Genomic DNA, 15,027 nt, shown 5'->3' with positions numbered 1-15,027 from the left:
TTTTGAAACCGCATACATTTCCTCATAATGAAATCAGTAAGGCAAACCACTTCCAAGGAGGCGCAATACATGGGGGGATTGAAGAAAAAGAAACTTTGGGGTTCCGTTTCTCTTGTTCTGGCACTAACTCTGGCACTGGCAGGATGCAGTGGAGAAGAGGCCAAAACGACGACACCCGATGGTAAGGAAGTATTAAACATCTCGGCATTTATTGGTACACCAAATCAGGCACCTGCAGCGGATAACCGCATCTACAAAAAGATTGAGGATGAGCTGGGTGTCAAACTAAACATGGAGTTTCTGGTCGGTGACTTGCAACAGAAGCTAGGTGTTATGGTTGCGGGTGGAGAATACCCGGATCTGATTACAGCAGATACCAAACTGGTTGCGGCTGGTGCGGTTATTCCACTGGAGGATCTGATTGAGAAGCATGCACCGAACCTCAAAAAGCATTATGCAAAAGATTGGGAACGAATGAAAGATTCCAGTGATGGACATATCTACTGGTTGCCAAACTATGGCGTATACACAGGTGAGTTCATCAGTAACTACTATTCCGGTCCTGCGTTCTGGATTCAAAAACAGGTACTGAAAGAAGCCGGATATCCAACACCGAAAACACTTGATGAGTATATGAAACTGATTCGGGATTATACTGCGAAACATCCAACAACAGCGGATGGACAGCCAACGATTGGTTTCACAACTTTGGCTTCCGACTGGAGAACCTTCCCACTGCTCAATCCGCCAGAGCATTTGACAGGTCATCCAAATGATGGCGGGGTTGTTGTTGATGATAAGGGCGTTGCAAGCGTATTCGCGGATAAAGATATTTCGAAAAGATATTATAAAGAGCTGAACAGTCTCTATAATGAAGGACTGCTTGATAAAGAAGCTTTCGTTCAGAACTATGACCAGTATCTGGCTAAAATCTCATCTGGACGCGTTGTCGGTATGTTTGACCAACACTGGAACTTTCAGCAAGGTGAAGATCCGCTCGTAGCTCAGAACAAAATTGGTGAAACGTATGTTGGTTTCCCACTTGTATATGACACAAGCATTAAGGATCACTACCTGGATCGTCCGGTTATCAACTTGAACAACGGTTTTGGTATCAGTAAAGATGCTAAAGATCCTGTTGCAATCCTGGAATTCCTGGATAAGTTGATGGATGAGAAGTATCAAAAGTTGCTGTCTTGGGGTGAAGAGGGCGTAGACTACATGGTTAACGATAAAGGCAGATTCTATCGTACACCTGAACAACGTCTTCAGCAGGAAGACCCGGCATGGAAACTGGCTAACAAAGCAGAAGGTTTCTACGGTGCAGCACCGAAAATGGAAGGTACTTTCTCGGATGGCAACGCGATTGGTGCTACCAATCAGCCTGAAGAATTCTATGATGGCTTGAAGAAAGAGGATAAAGAATTGTTGGATGCATACGGTTTCAAAACATGGAGTGATTTCTTCTCTCCTGCACCTGAAAACCCAGTGTATTATCCAGCATGGCAAGTGGACTTGAAAGAAGGTTCAGATGCTTCGGTAGCCAACAAACAAATGACCGATACATCGCTGAAGTACTTGCCTAGAGCGATCATGTCCAATTCAGATCAATTTGATTCGATCTGGAGCGAGTATGTGGACGCTTACAAGAAAATCAACGTGAAAGCGTATGAAGACCGAATCAATGAGCAATTACAATGGCGGATTCAGAACTGGACCGTGAAATAAATAAAAGCGGCTGTTGGATTAGCTCGGAAGGTGTCAGGTGCATGGATGTAAATCATGCCTTGTGCCTTCCGAGCAATTCATCCCTAAAATCCGCTGTACGTTGATAGGAGGAGTGAAAGATGGCGAATACGCCGGGAGCCATACAGGAAAAATCTGCTCCAACCGTTGTGACCAAGACGCCTCTGATGAAGCGCCTGCGCAGTCAAAAACAACTGATGTTTATGTCTCTGCCCATCGTCGCTTATATTTTGGTTTTCTCGTATTATCCGATCTGGGGCTGGGTTATGGCGTTCCAGAATTACAGTCCAGCGAAGAAATTCTCGCAACAGGAGTGGGTCGGACTTAAGCACTTCAAGTTTCTGCTTACGGACGACGCGTTTCTGAACGTGCTTCGCAATACGATCGCGATGAGTTTAATTAACATGATTCTTGGCTTTGTAACAGCCATTGTTTTTGCGATTTTGCTGAATGAAATCAAACACAAGCTGTACAAGCGCACGATTCAAACGATCTCATATCTGCCTCACTTCCTGTCATGGATCATCGTTACGGGCATTGTAGCCAGTTCGTTATCGGTTGATGGCGGGATTGTGAACGTGGTGCTGATGAAGCTGGGATTCATTAAAGAACCGATTATGTGGCTCAGCGTTCCAGAGTATTTCTGGGGTATTGTCGGTGCATCACACGTGTGGAAAGAAGTCGGCTGGAATGCAATCATCTATCTGGCTGCGATCACTTCCATTGACCCTTCACTCTATGAAGCGGCTGAGATTGATGGAGCTAACCGGTATAAAAAAATGTTGTATGTTACGTTGCCTGGCATCAAGTCCATCGTCATTATCTTGTTGATTATGAACATGGGATGGATTCTGGAAGCCGGATTCGAAGTCCAGTACTTGCTTGGAAATGGTGTCGTTGTTGACTGGTCTCAGACCATTGACATCTTTGTCTTGAAATACGGGCTACAGATCGGTAACTATTCACTAGCTACCGCAGCCGGTATATTCAAAACGGTCGTCAGTATCACTCTGATATTTGCGGCTAACTCAATATCCAAACGATTCGGCGAAGACCGATTAATATGAGGAGGACACATCGATGGGAATAAACAAATCTCGAGTTGAGCCGATTGTCTTCCACACATTTAACGGCTTGCTGATGATCTTTATTGCAGTAGTGACCTTATATCCATTTTTGAACACACTGGCTATTTCTTTTAATGCGGGTAATGATACGATTCGGGGCGGAATCTATCTGTTGCCGAGGGAATGGACTACCCAAAACTACAAAGCTGTATTTGCGGGTGGCACCATATTCGCGGCTTTTGGGGTCTCGGTTGCCAGAACTGTACTAGGTACTGTTCTCAGCTTGTTCCTCACTTCCATGCTGGCATATACACTGAGCCGCAAAGACTATATTCTGCGCAAACCGATCACGATTATCGTTGTATTGACCATGTATTTTAGTGCAGGTCTCATTCCAACATACTTCCTGATCAAAGATTTGCATTTGCTTAACAACTTCTTGGTATACATCATTCCGGGTCTGATCAGTGCGTTTAATATGATCGTTATTCGGACGTATATTCAGACGTTGCCTGAAGGACTGATTGAGTCAGCCAAGATTGATGGTGCGGGCGATTTCAGAACGTTTATGTCGATCATTTTACCGTTGTGTCAGCCTGTGCTCGCAACTGTCGCGTTGTTCATTGCGGTAGGGCAATGGAACTCTTGGTTTGATACGTTCCTGTACGCTTCATCCAAGCAAAACCTGAGTACGTTGCAGTACGAGTTGATGAAACTGCTATCCTCTTCTATGAACACCAACAGCAGTGCTGCGGTATCCAGCGGGGCAGATATGGGGCAAGCGCGTAACATGGTTACGCCGATATCAATCCGGGCAGCGATCACTATTGTTGCAGCATTGCCAATCCTGGTCGTGTATCCGTTCTTGCAGAAGTACTTTGTACACGGATTGCAACTGGGTAGTGTGAAGGAATAGTAAGAAGCAGCAATGATGAGTTATCATCGTTAGGAAACGAATTATAGTAGGATCTAAAGAAGTCGGCCGAGTGAGGCCGGCTTTTTTTGGTATACGCATGTATAAGCAAAATGAAAAGAAAATGACATCTAATTATTTGTTGTATATGTTATAATTTTCAATAATATAGAGTAGTCTTGTGAGTCAGCGGTTCAATGGAATGAAGATCGAGCCGAAACGATATATCTTGAAGAGTTATAAATCGAATTCAAGATGGAGTTGAATAAGATGGAAAGTATCCGTAATAATGCGTTAACGTTTATCGGGAATTTCGCAATGGCCTATTTTATTTTCGGAGAGGGAAGGATCGGTAAACCTCTAATATTTGCGTTCTGGATGTTTATCTTGATGATGGGGATAGACTGGTATAAACGTAGAGGGAGTCATACGCTGAATTAGTATATGGTACCATGGAGCCGGTCCCGGCAGAGGATTGGCTATTTGGTGTACAATTTTGGAGAGGAGGTGCTGGATTGCTGTCACGACCGTTTTCGCTGGATTCATTCCGATGCTGGATGCAACGTAAACAGGAACAACTGCAGGTGCTCCAGATCTCTACGGAAGAGAGAAAAGGAAATCCTGAAAATGAGAAGGAGTGTACTCCCGATCCTTTCATTGGATATGTTCATGAATCGGAGAGAGCTATAGGGCAGGTTACGATATGGGCCTCTCGGCAGATGGAGTTTGAGGTAATAAACATCGACACAGAAGAACGTTTATTGTGGACGTATGTTGAGCAGATTGAAGAACAAGACGCAAATTTCGAAACGATGTTGAAGCCTTACTTTGGCGCGTTGCAGTCTGGAGTTACAGCCTAACAAAGCTTGTCGGAATTGTGTATTGAAGACAGAATGAGGACACCCATTTACATCCGAGCCGTTGTTCATTACACTTGATAAGTAACGCTTATAAATAGGGTAGATGTAATATCAATTCAGATTATCAGGAGGACGTTATTATGCATCAATCAGCACACATTCAGGAAGCACGCGATTACATATTAAACCGGATCAACTCCAAGCCAGTGGTAGGTATGATTCTGGGTTCAGGACTGGGAGCACTTGCGGACGAGATTGAGAATGCAACAGTGATTCCTTATACAGAGATTCCATATTTTGCTCAATCCGAAGCCATTGGACACGCCAATGAATTGGTGATTGGAGAATTAATGGGGAAGACCGTTGTAGCCATGAAAGGCCGCCTTCACTACTATGAAGGTTTTACCTTAGATGAAGTAACATTCCCGGTTCGCATTATGAAGGCACTTGGCGTTGAACAACTGATCGTCACCAACGCTTGTGGTGCGGTCAACACCGGTTTCGAACCAGGCCAGCTCATGCTGATTACGGATCATATTAATCTGGTTGGCAACAATCCCCTGATTGGACCAAACAATGCTGATCTGGGCGTGCGCTTCCCGGATGTGTCTCAAGTATACAACCGTGAATTGCGTAGTGTCGCTCTACAGGTTGCTGAAGAGCAAAATGTAAGCCTGCAACAAGGGGTATATGCGTGGTGGAGTGGTCCAGCTTATGAAACACCTGCTGAGATTCGCATGATTCGCACGATGGGTGCGGACGCTGTAGGGATGTCTACTGTACCAGAAGCGATTGTTGCCATTCATGGCGGCATGAAGGTATTAGGAATCTCCTGTCTGACAAACATGGCATGTGGTATTCTGGATCAACCGCTCAGCCATGATGAAGTTATTGAGGTAGCCGCGAAAGTGAAAACAACGTTCATTGGCTTGGTTAAAGGTATTTTGCAAAAAATGTAATACAGCATCGCGCTATACTAGTAGAATCCATTCGCAGGCATTGTCTCATCAGAAACTTCTGGTGGGGCAATGTTTTTTTGCAGAGAAGAGGCTGATGCAAGAATATATTCCTGCATCAGCTTGTGTGACTTATAACTTATAAGTTTTTAAAATGCCTGAAATGCGGTCCAGATGGCAAGGAGCATGCACAGGATGCCTCCTATTTTGCACATAACATAATAAAAATCACTAGGCTCCGGATTATTCACCCATACCCATTGGAAAGAAATCCAGAAGAGAGCCCGCTGAAATGATTCGTAATAAAACGTGCACCATCCGTAGATGAATACCGCAATGGCGAGGAATAGAAAAGCAGGCATACCTGGTTTCTCGTGGTACTCTGGGAAGGCGGCCGTTACGAGCATAACCGGTGTATATTGTTCCTCGCCCTCTGCAATGATGCGTTCCCCGTTTAGAACGTCACTTTGCGGGGGAGCCATATGACCTTTTTCATCATAACTCAATAAAGTGCCGTGTTGTTGCTCGACTTCATATTTGTTTCCTTGAGGATAAAATACATTATACGTTGCAATAGGCTTGGAAGCGGTTTGGGTAACCGTATACTTCTGCTCGTCAATCGTAACGATACGTTTGTGCTGTTCGACTTGTACCTGAATGGGGACTGCATCTTGGCTTCGATAGGTGATTGTTGTGCCGTCCTCATGGTCTGAACCATATTTATGTTGATCGATATAGAATACAGGTTGTGTAAAATAAGATTTCGAACTGATCCCGACAATGATGGATAAAACAGCAAGACAAGCTAGCATAATGAGGGTAGGCCCATGTTTTTTAAATAGAGAATTCACAGATGAATATCCAATCCTTTCCTGTAAACGAATGTTCTTTTTAATACGCAATGTTTGGTGAAGGGTTGCGTTTGTTCTGTTGGGGAGTAGGCATTTCGTATACAATGGAATAAGTATCTAAAAGGACTGACAGGAGGCGAAGGGATGATTAAGGGATTGACCAAGGCAGGACTTGGCAAGCTGGAATCCGATGAACAATATATCACGTATGCTGCCAGGTATGGTTTTGGGGCAGTTGATTTGAATCCGCTCTCATTCTTACAGACGTATGGCATAGGACAAGCCCAGCATCTGCTGGAAAGCAATCAGGTTATCATTGGCTCAGCGGATTTTCCAGTAGAATGGCGCTCAGACGATGAACAATTCCGAGAGGGGCTGCCGAATCTCGTCGCGATGGCCGAAGCATCTGCCACACTGAACGTAGACAAATGCTGTACCTACATTCTCCCCTCTACCGATCAGCCTGCAGCGACATTTATGGCTGCAGCGACCAAACGACTAAGACTTTGTGCTGATATTCTGGATGCTTATGGAATCCGGCTCGGACTAGAGTTTGTGGGGTGTCATCACCTGCGCACACAATGGAAGAATCCGTTTCTTTGGCGTGTAGAGGATACATTGGACTGGATCGATACGATACATGCACCCAATGTGGGTCTGCTCGTCGATTCGTATCACTGGCACACGGATGGGATGGAGATGAATGAGCTACTGAAGCTAAAGCAGGAGCAGGTGGTTCATGTGCACATCAATGATGCTTATGACCTGCCTATTGAGGAATTGAAGGACGGAGAACGGCTTTATCCGGGAGAAGGTATCATTAATCTAACAGGTTTTCTGAAAAATCTGCAGGCCATCGGTTATACCGATGTTGTGGCTCAGGAAGTGCTGGCACCTGCATCCGAACTGGGTGTGGAGACACGGTTTGCCAAGTCAAAGGCAGGCTTTGATCGGGTGTTTGCTTCCCTTTAAAAAAATACGATAACCTTTGACCCATGCAATTCGTATGGGTTATTTGTTGTTGCAATCACGGGGCGAGCCGAATTGTAATGAAAATTTTACAATATGAATGTGTTTATATGAAAACATTGACAATACGTTAACAATTCCAAGATTTCCCGTTTACAAATCCCTCCTATAATTACAAACGTGATAGGTCATTTTTACTATGAACGTGGATAGTTTGGGGGGATGAGGCGAACTAGCTCTCATATAGACGATACATGCAAACATACCAAGCAGGGCACAGCAATATCAGGCAAGATTATATGGAGAAAAGAAGGGTGACAAAAGCCAATGTCAATGAAGAAGACGTTAGTAGTGTCCATGGTAGCCACAGTATTAACAACCTCTGTGGCTCACGCAGTATCGGCTGCTCCTGCAACAAAACCTGTAGCTAGTGCGAGTGCAGCTCAGGTGAAAAACTCCACGTTTACCATAAACGGTAACAGTGTCATTGTACGTTCCATTGTGAAAAATGGAGAAACGTTGGTCGCCGTTCGTGATGTAATCCAAGCGATCGGTGCACAAGCTGAAATTGCAAACGGAGCGACGGTGATTCATTTGAATGGTCACACGGTTAGCTTGCAGAACAAGTCCAAGCAGCTTGTCGTGGACGGGGCTAAGGTGAATCTGAATCAGCCGGTTACGATCATTGGAGGAGTAAGCTACGTTGCACTTCGTCCGCTCGTGGCAGGCGTAGGCGGTACCGTTGGATTGAAGAATGGTCAGCTTGAAGTCAGCACGATTGCTCTGATTGAAGGTACAGAGAACCCGCGTTTTGCCGGAGCAAATGAGCTAATTGTCTCCAAAAATGACGATGAGGGCAGAAGTGATTATCTCATCAATACGGCTACTGGAAAATATGAACTGTTGTTAACGACTGAAGGTGGTTCAGATCTCGTTGTATCCCCAAGCGGTAATCAAGCAGCCTATACGAATGCAGAAGGAGCCGTATACGTTATTGACTTGAAAACGAAGGCTTCCAAGCTCATTACGAATGATACAAGCATCAAGCCGGAACTGGTCTGGTCTGCGGACGAGAGTTCGATCTATTTCCTGCAAGGAGATAAAGGATCGGTGATCGCGAACTTGAATCTGGCGGACGGTACCATCAAGAAACTGGTGGAAGATAAAGTCGATTACAAAGAAAACTTGAATGTGTCACTGAGCGGCAAACGATTCGTCTATACGGTAACTACTCTGGGTAAAGTAACCGCAGATTCGACGAATGTAGATGCAGACAATGTGGACATTGATTTCTCGGCGAATCAACAGCAATTATTTTCGTATAACAACGGTGCTGACAAACCATCGGCAGTGAAGTTAACCACTTCAACGGATGATAAAGTATTTATTTATTCTGTAGATGGTCAGAAAGCTTACTACGTAAGTGTACCTTCTGAGGATGGTAATGCTTCACTGATGTCTGTAGATGCATCCCAGAAACCAGTCACCGTGTACAACGAGCATGATGTAGAACAAGCAGTTTTGTCAGGCGGTACCTTATACGTACTTGCTGCGCAGGATGACAAGAACAGCGTGATTCTTTCCATCGATACGGTAACCGGACAACAATCCAAGTTGTACACCGTGTCCTCTGATGTATCTTCTATCGTTGTGAAGGGTTCACAGATTGCTGTCGTTGAGAAGGGACGAGTGCTGGTGCAAGCAGATGGCAGCTGGAAAGCTGTAACGAAGTAAAACTAAAATGTACTGAAAATTAAAATTTAACGCAAAATTCGAGAGGAGCTTTTTACAATGAAAAAATGGATTAAACCTTTCACAGCCATGCTGATGGCTGTATCCCTGGTTGGTGGACTTGGTGGTGCAATGACAGCATCGGCTGCCAAAAGCACGGAGAAAGGCAAAATTGTTATCAATGGATCTTCTGCACTCCTTCCATTGACGCTTCAAGCTGCAAGTGAATTCAAGAAAGACAATCCAAAAGTTAAAATCTCGGCATCTGCTGCGGGTTCCGTGACAGGGCCACAATCCGTTCGTAAAGGCATTGCAGATATCGGCGCGGTAGACTGGGATGCATCCAAAGATGTTCCTGGCTTCAAAAAATTCGACGGACAGGTTGCTCATCCGGTAGCTGTAACTGTGTTTACTGCGGTAGTAAATACAAACGTAGGTGTAACGAGTCTGACTACAAAACAATTGCAAGACATCTTCTCCGGTAAAGTAACCAACTGGAAAGAAGTTGGCGGTTCCGACGGTAAAATCGTTGTGGTTAACCGTAAGTTCGGATCAGGTACACGTGTTAACTTCCAACAAAAAGCACTCGATGGTAAAGACTTCATGAGCAAAGGTGACAACTACAAAGAAGTAGGTTCAAGCGGTGACATGAAAACGACGATCGAAACGACACCTAACGCGATTGGTTATATCGATCTGCCGTACGTAACAAGCAAAATGAAAGCTGTATCCATCAATGGCGTAGCTCCAACAGAGAAAAACGTGCTGAACAAAACATACAAAGTATGGGGTATTGGATACTACATGACGAAAGGTCAACCAACGGGTGCAACGAAGGCATTCATCGAATACATCCAAAGCAACAAATTCCAGAACGGTTCCCTGAAAAAGCTGAAATTCATTCCGCTCGCAGCCGTTAAGTAAAACGTTCAGTCTGATCTGAATCAGACTTCAACATCCTGCACCTGCATTTCATAAGAAAGGGATAGCCAGCTTCCGCGCGTGGTCGCCAAGCTGGCTTCTCTATGTGAAAGGAAGAGTCCTCTATGATGGAAATGAATCCACCGGCGAACACCCCGGCTCCGAATGAGCTGGGTTCAAGCCTTGGCAAAGCGCCCGAGAAGAGACGACGTTTTGACCGTAAAGCCCGGCTCCGGTGGTCTAACCGCATGTTTCGCATCCTCTGCATTAGCAGTGCGGCCTTTGTCTGCCTCGTTCTGTTCTGTATTCTGGTGCTTATGCTTCGTACAGGTGTCCTCACTTTTGCAGACGTCTCGCTGAAGGAGTTCTTTTTCTCCACGAACTGGGACCCGGAAAATGAGCACTATGGTGCGTTGACCTTTATTCTGGGTACGTTTGCTCTCACTGGACTTACGATGCTGATGGCGATTCCTCTATCCGTAATCATTGCTGTATTTCTGGCGGAAATGACACCAAAATGGCTTCGTCGCCTGCTGCGTCCGGTGCTGGATCTGCTGGTGGGTATCCCGTCCGTCGTGTACGGTTATCTTGGTTTGACGGTTCTAATTCCATGGCTTCGGGACTTGAGCGGACGTGATCTGGCAGATGGTCTGCTAGCAGCATCTATTGTACTGACCATCATGGTACTGCCGACGATTAGCCGGATTAGTGATGATGCGATCTCCGCCGTGCCGAACAAATACCGGGATGCGGCGTATGCACTCGGTACGAATCGGTTTCAAACGATTACCCGGGTCGTGCTTCCGGCGGCAAGAGGCGGTATTATGTATGCGGTCATTCTGGGTATGACACGTGCCATTGGTGAGACGATGGCAGTGGTTATGGTTATTGGTAACACGGCGCAGCTGCCGACCAGTCTGTTTACGCCAACTGCCGTGCTGACCAGTAACATTGTGATGCAAATCTCCAGTGTAGAATTCGATTCGATCTGGAATCATGGCTTGTATATGATGGGCTTTATTTTGCTGGCGATTTCCATCCTGATGATCGTTGCCGTGAGAATGCTGCAGAAGAGAGGGGGACGCCACCTGTGAGTGTGAAAAGAGAGGTTAATCCGGCTACTGCGTATTCCTTCGGCAAACGGCGATCGTCCTCGGCATGGATGGATCGGCTGTTTACGGGGACAGTGTGGGGCGTAGGTATCATCGTTATTTTATTTATTGTGGGATTGTTGTTTCTGTTGTTGCAAAAAGGGTTGCCGATGCTCAGCTGGGATTTCCTGTACGGTGTACCGAGTGAGATTGAAGAAGGCGGAGGCATTGGCCCTGCGCTGTTCAACTCTTTCTATGTGCTGATTCTGTCTCTTCTCATCTCGATTCCGATCGGGCTTGCAGCAGGTATTTATCTTGCTGAATTTGCACCAAACAACAAGCTGATCGAGGTTGTGCGTATATGCGTGGAAGGGCTGTCGTCCGTGCCATCGATTATATTTGGTTTGTTTGGGATTGCACTATTTGTCGAGTATTTCGAGATCGGTCTGACAATTCTTGGAGCTGCGGTCAGCCTTGCCTTCCTGAACTTGCCTGTGTTGACCCGGGTGACAGAGGAAGCGGTTCGTGCTGTCCCGACCGAACTTCGTAACGGTTCGTTTGCACTGGGTGCAACGCATCTGCAGACGATTCGGCAAGTGGTTCTTCCTGTTGCGCTGAACGGAATCATGACAGGTATCTGTCTGACCGCAGGCCGTGCTTTTGGCGAAAGTGCCGTTATTATTCTGACCGCGGGTGTATCCACGTCCGGCGAGATGTGGGATTTCAATCTGTTGTCGCCAGGCGGTACGCTGGCGGTGCATCTGTGGTATATCCAGTCCGAAGCCATTGTGCCGGATGCGGAGCAGATTGCCCAGAAATCCACAGCCGTACTGATTTTTGTCGTGCTGCTTATCAATATTTTATTCCGTGTGCCGCTGTGGTTTAATTCTCGTAAAAATCAAATGTAACGTAGAGCCAAAGTCTATGCGGGCAAACCTGTTATGTCTGTTATAAAAATAGTATATTCCAATTCATCGCCAGGAGGGCACATGGTGCAATCGATTATTGAAACGAATAAGCTGAACTTATTTTACGGTACCTTTCAGGCGCTGAAAGAAGTATCCATTGAAATTCCAGAGCGCGCCATTACGGCATTTATCGGTCCATCCGGCTGTGGCAAATCTACCTTGCTACGCACCCTGAATCGTATGAATGACCGGATACCTGGCACACGAATTGAGGGAACGGTGGCTGTTGGTGGAACGGATATTTACAGTGGTGACGTGCATGTGGAGACACTGCGCAAGAAGATCGGTATGGTCTTCCAGTCACCGAATCCTTTTCCGAAATCCATCTATGACAACATTGCATTCGGACCAAGACAGCACGGGATTCATGGCAAAAAAAAGCTCGATGAGATCGTCGAACGCAGTCTGCGTTCCGCCGCTCTCTGGGACGAAGTCAAAGACAACCTGAAGCGCTCAGCGCTTAGTTTGTCAGGTGGACAACAGCAACGTCTGTGCATCGCTCGTGCTCTGGCCGTGGAACCGGATATTCTACTCATGGATGAAGCGACAGCCTCTCTTGATCCGGTCTCCACCTTCAAGATTGAGGAATTGACACATGAGCTGAAGGAACGTTACACCATCGTGATGGTCACCCACAACATGCAGCAAGCCGCGCGTGTCTCCCAGCAGACCGTGTTTTTCCTGAACGGCGAAGTTGTAGAGTATTCGCCTACGAAGAGCATGTTCTCCGAACCTGTCGATGTGCGCACACAGGATTATATCAGCGGCCGATTTGGTTGAGATGGTGCTGCTTAAGCAGTAGACGAGAGCCTTTCAGATGTGGTCTGAAAGGCTCTTTTGTCGTTTACATTTTCCAGGGGAGACGAGGGTACTTGTAACGAAAAACGGTATTATTCTCATATTTAACATAAATCCATGGAGGTGGGACGGGGGTGCCGAACGCTTTGTATAAAGTTGTTCCGTCATCACTTGTTGAATATGGTTCTAGGTTGTCCAGAAAGTCTTCCCCGTGCATCTTTCCTTGATAAGACAGAGTCTGCCCCTGCGTGCTAATATGAGGTGCGCCTGAGATGAATCGGTAGGATGTATTGATCAAGCCAACCTTTTGGGAGGATAACATCATGAATTCGCTCAGGAGTAGTATGCTGATGAAAAGTATGAAAATTGCACTCTTGATCCAGCGTTTTTTCTTCATTTTGCAAACCTCCAGTATCATTTTCGAATTTAAAAATTTGTTTGAGCTAAATACTTGTTGAACACTTAGCTCGTAGATAAAACCAACCGATATATAAACAAGAATCATAATACTTCCGTTGGGGGTTGAAGATCATTAAAATTTGGATGGTTGTGCCTTCACATAAGGCGATGAGAATCGGGCTTGAATCTTATGATCGGGATAGTGACAGGATGGAGGCTTATATCAAGGGAAAGAACGAGCATTGGGAATCGCCAGTCTTTGTAACGCAGCGAAAGGGTAACAAAAGTGATTGCATTAAATACTCGATTACCTTTCTAGTTTTCTCAAGAAAAGCAAAAGATGTTCTCACACCGTTAATCGGAAAGGATGTCGAATTTCTCCCATTAATCCACTCTGAACAAGAGATGTTCGCTGTTAAGGTGAACCGGATACAAGATTTTATTGATATGAGTAATCCTGTTGAGCGAAAGACGGGATACGGTTTTTTCTCAGAATACGTACATATTCTGCCGGAGCGTATTGAAACAGATGCACACTTGTTTTGTTTACCGCAGCATCATCACCTTCAATTTTATGCCACAGATACATTTAAACAAGTGGTGGAAGAGAATAAACTAAAGACTTTTGAATTTATTGAGCTATGGGATACAGAAAACACAGAAGAGATGCGGAAAGAACGTCTAAAGGTTTATGATACATATTATGCAGACATTGCTGCAAGACAGCAGGTGACTTATGAAACGGCGAGAAGCATAGTTGAATCAGGAAATATTTGTCGTCATGATGATCACATTTTAATACAAAAGAGCGGGATGTTTCTGAATGGTAAGATATTGGATAATGAATCGATTCAGTGGATAAGTCCAAAGTATATCCCGCCGATTTATTTAGTGTGGCAATGGTACGTGTACGAGGCTCATGAGCTGGAGAGAGCGAAGCAGGAGTATTTTGCAGAAGTTTCTTACAAGATTAACGGGCCTAGAGGTAACAAGGTCTTGTTTAAGGACGAACACCTGGAACAAGCTATTCGGTCGAAGCTTCAAGTGTTTAAAGAAGATTTGACGGATATTAATCTGCTGGAATTGAAAGATATCATCAGTTATTACTTTAAAGGACCGGTGTATCATCTGGATGGCATTCAGTATGCCAAAAATCTGCGAAGTTACAGCGTGGAAGAAAATCCGGATTTTGATCTTGCAGAGCTCTGTTATCTGCCTGAAAGTATCGAAACATTATGTATCGACAATATGAAATTAAACAGTATATCGGAATTGACGAGGCTGACCCATCTCTCGAATTTGGAAAGTATTCACATCGAAAATAACAAGCTGGTCGATGTATCTCCATTGTTGATGTTTCCTCATCTACACTGGATCAGAGCCGATTATAACCAAATAGAGGATATCACGCCACTTAATCAGCTCAAGAAATTACGTAATCTGATATTGAGTCATAATCCAATCAAGAATATTCATTTGTTAGCTTTACCGGAGCTTCTCAACTTGCGCATTGAGGGAGTGCTTACGGAGGACTGGGGATTTTTGCTGACACAGTTTCCAAAACTGGAGTACTTGGAAATCTCGGAGAGTGGCATGTCAGAGGCTTCGCGTAAAAGTATGAGAGCGGTCATCAAAAGTAAGAAGTTTGAGGTTGAATGGGGATTGGCTGGTGGGGGGAGCCGGAGTTATAACAGGAAGAGATAGAAGTGAAAATTTTGCTGATTACTCAAGTAGCCTTTTTTTTCTTCTAGAGATGT

The 15,027-nt window shown here is 45.2% G+C and carries 15 protein-coding genes; 13 read left to right on the top strand and 2 right to left on the bottom strand.

Annotation, left to right across the window (positions count from 1 at the left end):
• Positions 1 to 69: 69 nt before the first annotated feature.
• The 6 genes from BLQ13_RS01790 to BLQ13_RS01770 all read left to right on the top strand — a co-directional run bounded on the left by BLQ13_RS01790 (position 70) and on the right by BLQ13_RS01770 (position 5,545).
• A complete protein-coding gene (locus BLQ13_RS01790) occupies positions 70 to 1,728 on the top strand; it encodes an ABC transporter substrate-binding protein (RefSeq protein WP_090915346.1) in 1,659 nt (552 codons plus the stop codon).
• Positions 1,729 to 1,913: 185 nt separating this feature from the next.
• Positions 1,914 to 2,813, top strand: coding sequence for an ABC transporter permease (locus tag BLQ13_RS01785; RefSeq protein ID WP_090915693.1), 900 nt, complete (start codon positions 1,914 to 1,916; stop codon positions 2,811 to 2,813).
• A 13-nt stretch (positions 2,814 to 2,826) separates the two neighbouring features.
• Positions 2,827 to 3,729 carry a carbohydrate ABC transporter permease gene (locus BLQ13_RS01780; RefSeq protein ID WP_090915344.1) on the top strand — a complete coding sequence of 301 codons (903 nt, stop codon included), beginning with the start codon at positions 2,827 to 2,829 and terminating at the stop codon, positions 3,727 to 3,729.
• Positions 3,730 to 3,996: 267 nt separating this feature from the next.
• The gene (locus BLQ13_RS28400; protein ID WP_167375614.1) at positions 3,997 to 4,167 is read left to right on the top strand and encodes a hypothetical protein; all 171 of its coding nucleotides are present in this window, start codon (positions 3,997 to 3,999) and stop codon (positions 4,165 to 4,167) included.
• 74 nt (positions 4,168 to 4,241) lie between these two features.
• Entirely contained in the window at positions 4,242 to 4,586 is a 345-nt protein-coding gene (locus tag BLQ13_RS01775) for a hypothetical protein (protein WP_139168841.1), read from the top strand.
• Between the two features lie 140 nt (positions 4,587 to 4,726).
• Positions 4,727 to 5,545 (top strand): purine-nucleoside phosphorylase, encoded by an 819-nt coding sequence (locus BLQ13_RS01770; RefSeq protein ID WP_090915340.1) that lies wholly within the window; start codon positions 4,727 to 4,729, stop codon positions 5,543 to 5,545.
• A 146-nt stretch (positions 5,546 to 5,691) separates the two neighbouring features.
• Here BLQ13_RS01770 and BLQ13_RS01765 read toward each other — a convergent pair whose 3' ends face one another.
• The gene (locus BLQ13_RS01765; RefSeq protein WP_139168840.1) at positions 5,692 to 6,393 is read right to left on the bottom strand and encodes a DUF6199 family natural product biosynthesis protein; all 702 of its coding nucleotides are present in this window, start codon (positions 6,391 to 6,393) and stop codon (positions 5,692 to 5,694) included.
• 144 nt (positions 6,394 to 6,537) lie between these two features.
• Between BLQ13_RS01765 and BLQ13_RS01760 the strand changes: the two genes are divergently transcribed.
• From BLQ13_RS01760 to pstB, 6 genes are all read left to right on the top strand, one after another.
• Complete coding sequence (locus BLQ13_RS01760) at positions 6,538 to 7,365, top strand: sugar phosphate isomerase/epimerase family protein (RefSeq protein ID WP_090915335.1); 828 nt, start codon at positions 6,538 to 6,540, stop codon at positions 7,363 to 7,365.
• A gap of 324 nt (positions 7,366 to 7,689) precedes the next feature.
• Entirely contained in the window at positions 7,690 to 9,096 is a 1,407-nt protein-coding gene (locus BLQ13_RS01755; RefSeq protein ID WP_244159175.1) for a stalk domain-containing protein, read from the top strand.
• 57 nt (positions 9,097 to 9,153) lie between these two features.
• On the top strand, positions 9,154 to 10,017 hold the full coding sequence (locus BLQ13_RS01750; RefSeq protein ID WP_090915333.1) for a phosphate ABC transporter substrate-binding protein: 864 nt from the start codon (positions 9,154 to 9,156) through the stop codon (positions 10,015 to 10,017).
• A 122-nt stretch (positions 10,018 to 10,139) separates the two neighbouring features.
• Positions 10,140 to 11,108 (top strand): phosphate ABC transporter permease subunit PstC, encoded by a 969-nt coding sequence (pstC, locus tag BLQ13_RS01745; protein WP_090915331.1) that lies wholly within the window; start codon positions 10,140 to 10,142, stop codon positions 11,106 to 11,108.
• Positions 11,105 to 12,013 (top strand): phosphate ABC transporter permease PstA, encoded by a 909-nt coding sequence (gene pstA / locus BLQ13_RS01740; protein WP_090915329.1) that lies wholly within the window; start codon positions 11,105 to 11,107, stop codon positions 12,011 to 12,013. Before pstC ends, pstA begins: the two co-directional genes overlap by 4 nt.
• 81 nt (positions 12,014 to 12,094) lie before the next feature.
• On the top strand, positions 12,095 to 12,853 hold the full coding sequence (gene pstB, locus BLQ13_RS01735; protein WP_090915327.1) for a phosphate ABC transporter ATP-binding protein PstB: 759 nt from the start codon (positions 12,095 to 12,097) through the stop codon (positions 12,851 to 12,853).
• A gap of 64 nt (positions 12,854 to 12,917) precedes the next feature.
• On the opposite strand, the gene BLQ13_RS01730 is transcribed toward pstB, so the two are convergent.
• Positions 12,918 to 13,268, bottom strand: coding sequence for a hypothetical protein (locus BLQ13_RS01730; RefSeq protein WP_090915325.1), 351 nt, complete (start codon positions 13,266 to 13,268; stop codon positions 12,918 to 12,920).
• 449 nt (positions 13,269 to 13,717) lie between these two features.
• Between BLQ13_RS01730 and BLQ13_RS01725 the strand changes: the two genes are divergently transcribed.
• A complete protein-coding gene (locus BLQ13_RS01725) occupies positions 13,718 to 14,974 on the top strand; it encodes a leucine-rich repeat domain-containing protein (RefSeq protein ID WP_139168839.1) in 1,257 nt (418 codons plus the stop codon).
• Positions 14,975 to 15,027 lie beyond the last annotated feature (53 nt).

Origin of the sequence: Paenibacillus polysaccharolyticus, assembly GCF_900102085.1 — a bacterium.
In the GTDB taxonomy this organism is placed as follows: domain Bacteria; phylum Bacillota; class Bacilli; order Paenibacillales; family Paenibacillaceae; genus Paenibacillus; species Paenibacillus polysaccharolyticus.
Note: the sequence above shows the minus strand (reverse complement) of the source record. Positions and strands in the feature narration are given on the sequence as shown.

What these genes read in the sequence shown, in the direction of transcription:
- BLQ13_RS01790 (WP_090915346.1), top strand. Translation starts at nt 70, where the DNA reads ATGGGGGGATTGAAGAAAAAGAAACTTTGGGGTTCCGTTTCTCTTGTT.
- BLQ13_RS01785 (WP_090915693.1), top strand. Translation starts at nt 1,914, where the DNA reads ATGAAGCGCCTGCGCAGTCAAAAACAACTGATGTTTATGTCTCTGCCC.
- BLQ13_RS01780 (WP_090915344.1), top strand. Translation starts at nt 2,827, where the DNA reads ATGGGAATAAACAAATCTCGAGTTGAGCCGATTGTCTTCCACACATTT.
- BLQ13_RS28400 (WP_167375614.1), top strand. Translation starts at nt 3,997, where the DNA reads ATGGAAAGTATCCGTAATAATGCGTTAACGTTTATCGGGAATTTCGCA.
- BLQ13_RS01770 (WP_090915340.1), top strand. Translation starts at nt 4,727, where the DNA reads ATGCATCAATCAGCACACATTCAGGAAGCACGCGATTACATATTAAAC.
- BLQ13_RS01760 (WP_090915335.1), top strand. Translation starts at nt 6,538, where the DNA reads ATGATTAAGGGATTGACCAAGGCAGGACTTGGCAAGCTGGAATCCGAT.
- BLQ13_RS01755 (WP_244159175.1), top strand. Translation starts at nt 7,690, where the DNA reads ATGTCAATGAAGAAGACGTTAGTAGTGTCCATGGTAGCCACAGTATTA.
- BLQ13_RS01750 (WP_090915333.1), top strand. Translation starts at nt 9,154, where the DNA reads ATGAAAAAATGGATTAAACCTTTCACAGCCATGCTGATGGCTGTATCC.
- pstC (WP_090915331.1), top strand. Translation starts at nt 10,140, where the DNA reads ATGATGGAAATGAATCCACCGGCGAACACCCCGGCTCCGAATGAGCTG.
- pstB (WP_090915327.1), top strand. Translation starts at nt 12,095, where the DNA reads ATGGTGCAATCGATTATTGAAACGAATAAGCTGAACTTATTTTACGGT.
- BLQ13_RS01730 (WP_090915325.1), bottom strand. Translation starts at nt 13,268, where the DNA reads ATGAAGAAAAAACGCTGGATCAAGAGTGCAATTTTCATACTTTTCATC.
- BLQ13_RS01725 (WP_139168839.1), top strand. Translation starts at nt 13,718, where the DNA reads ATGAGTAATCCTGTTGAGCGAAAGACGGGATACGGTTTTTTCTCAGAA.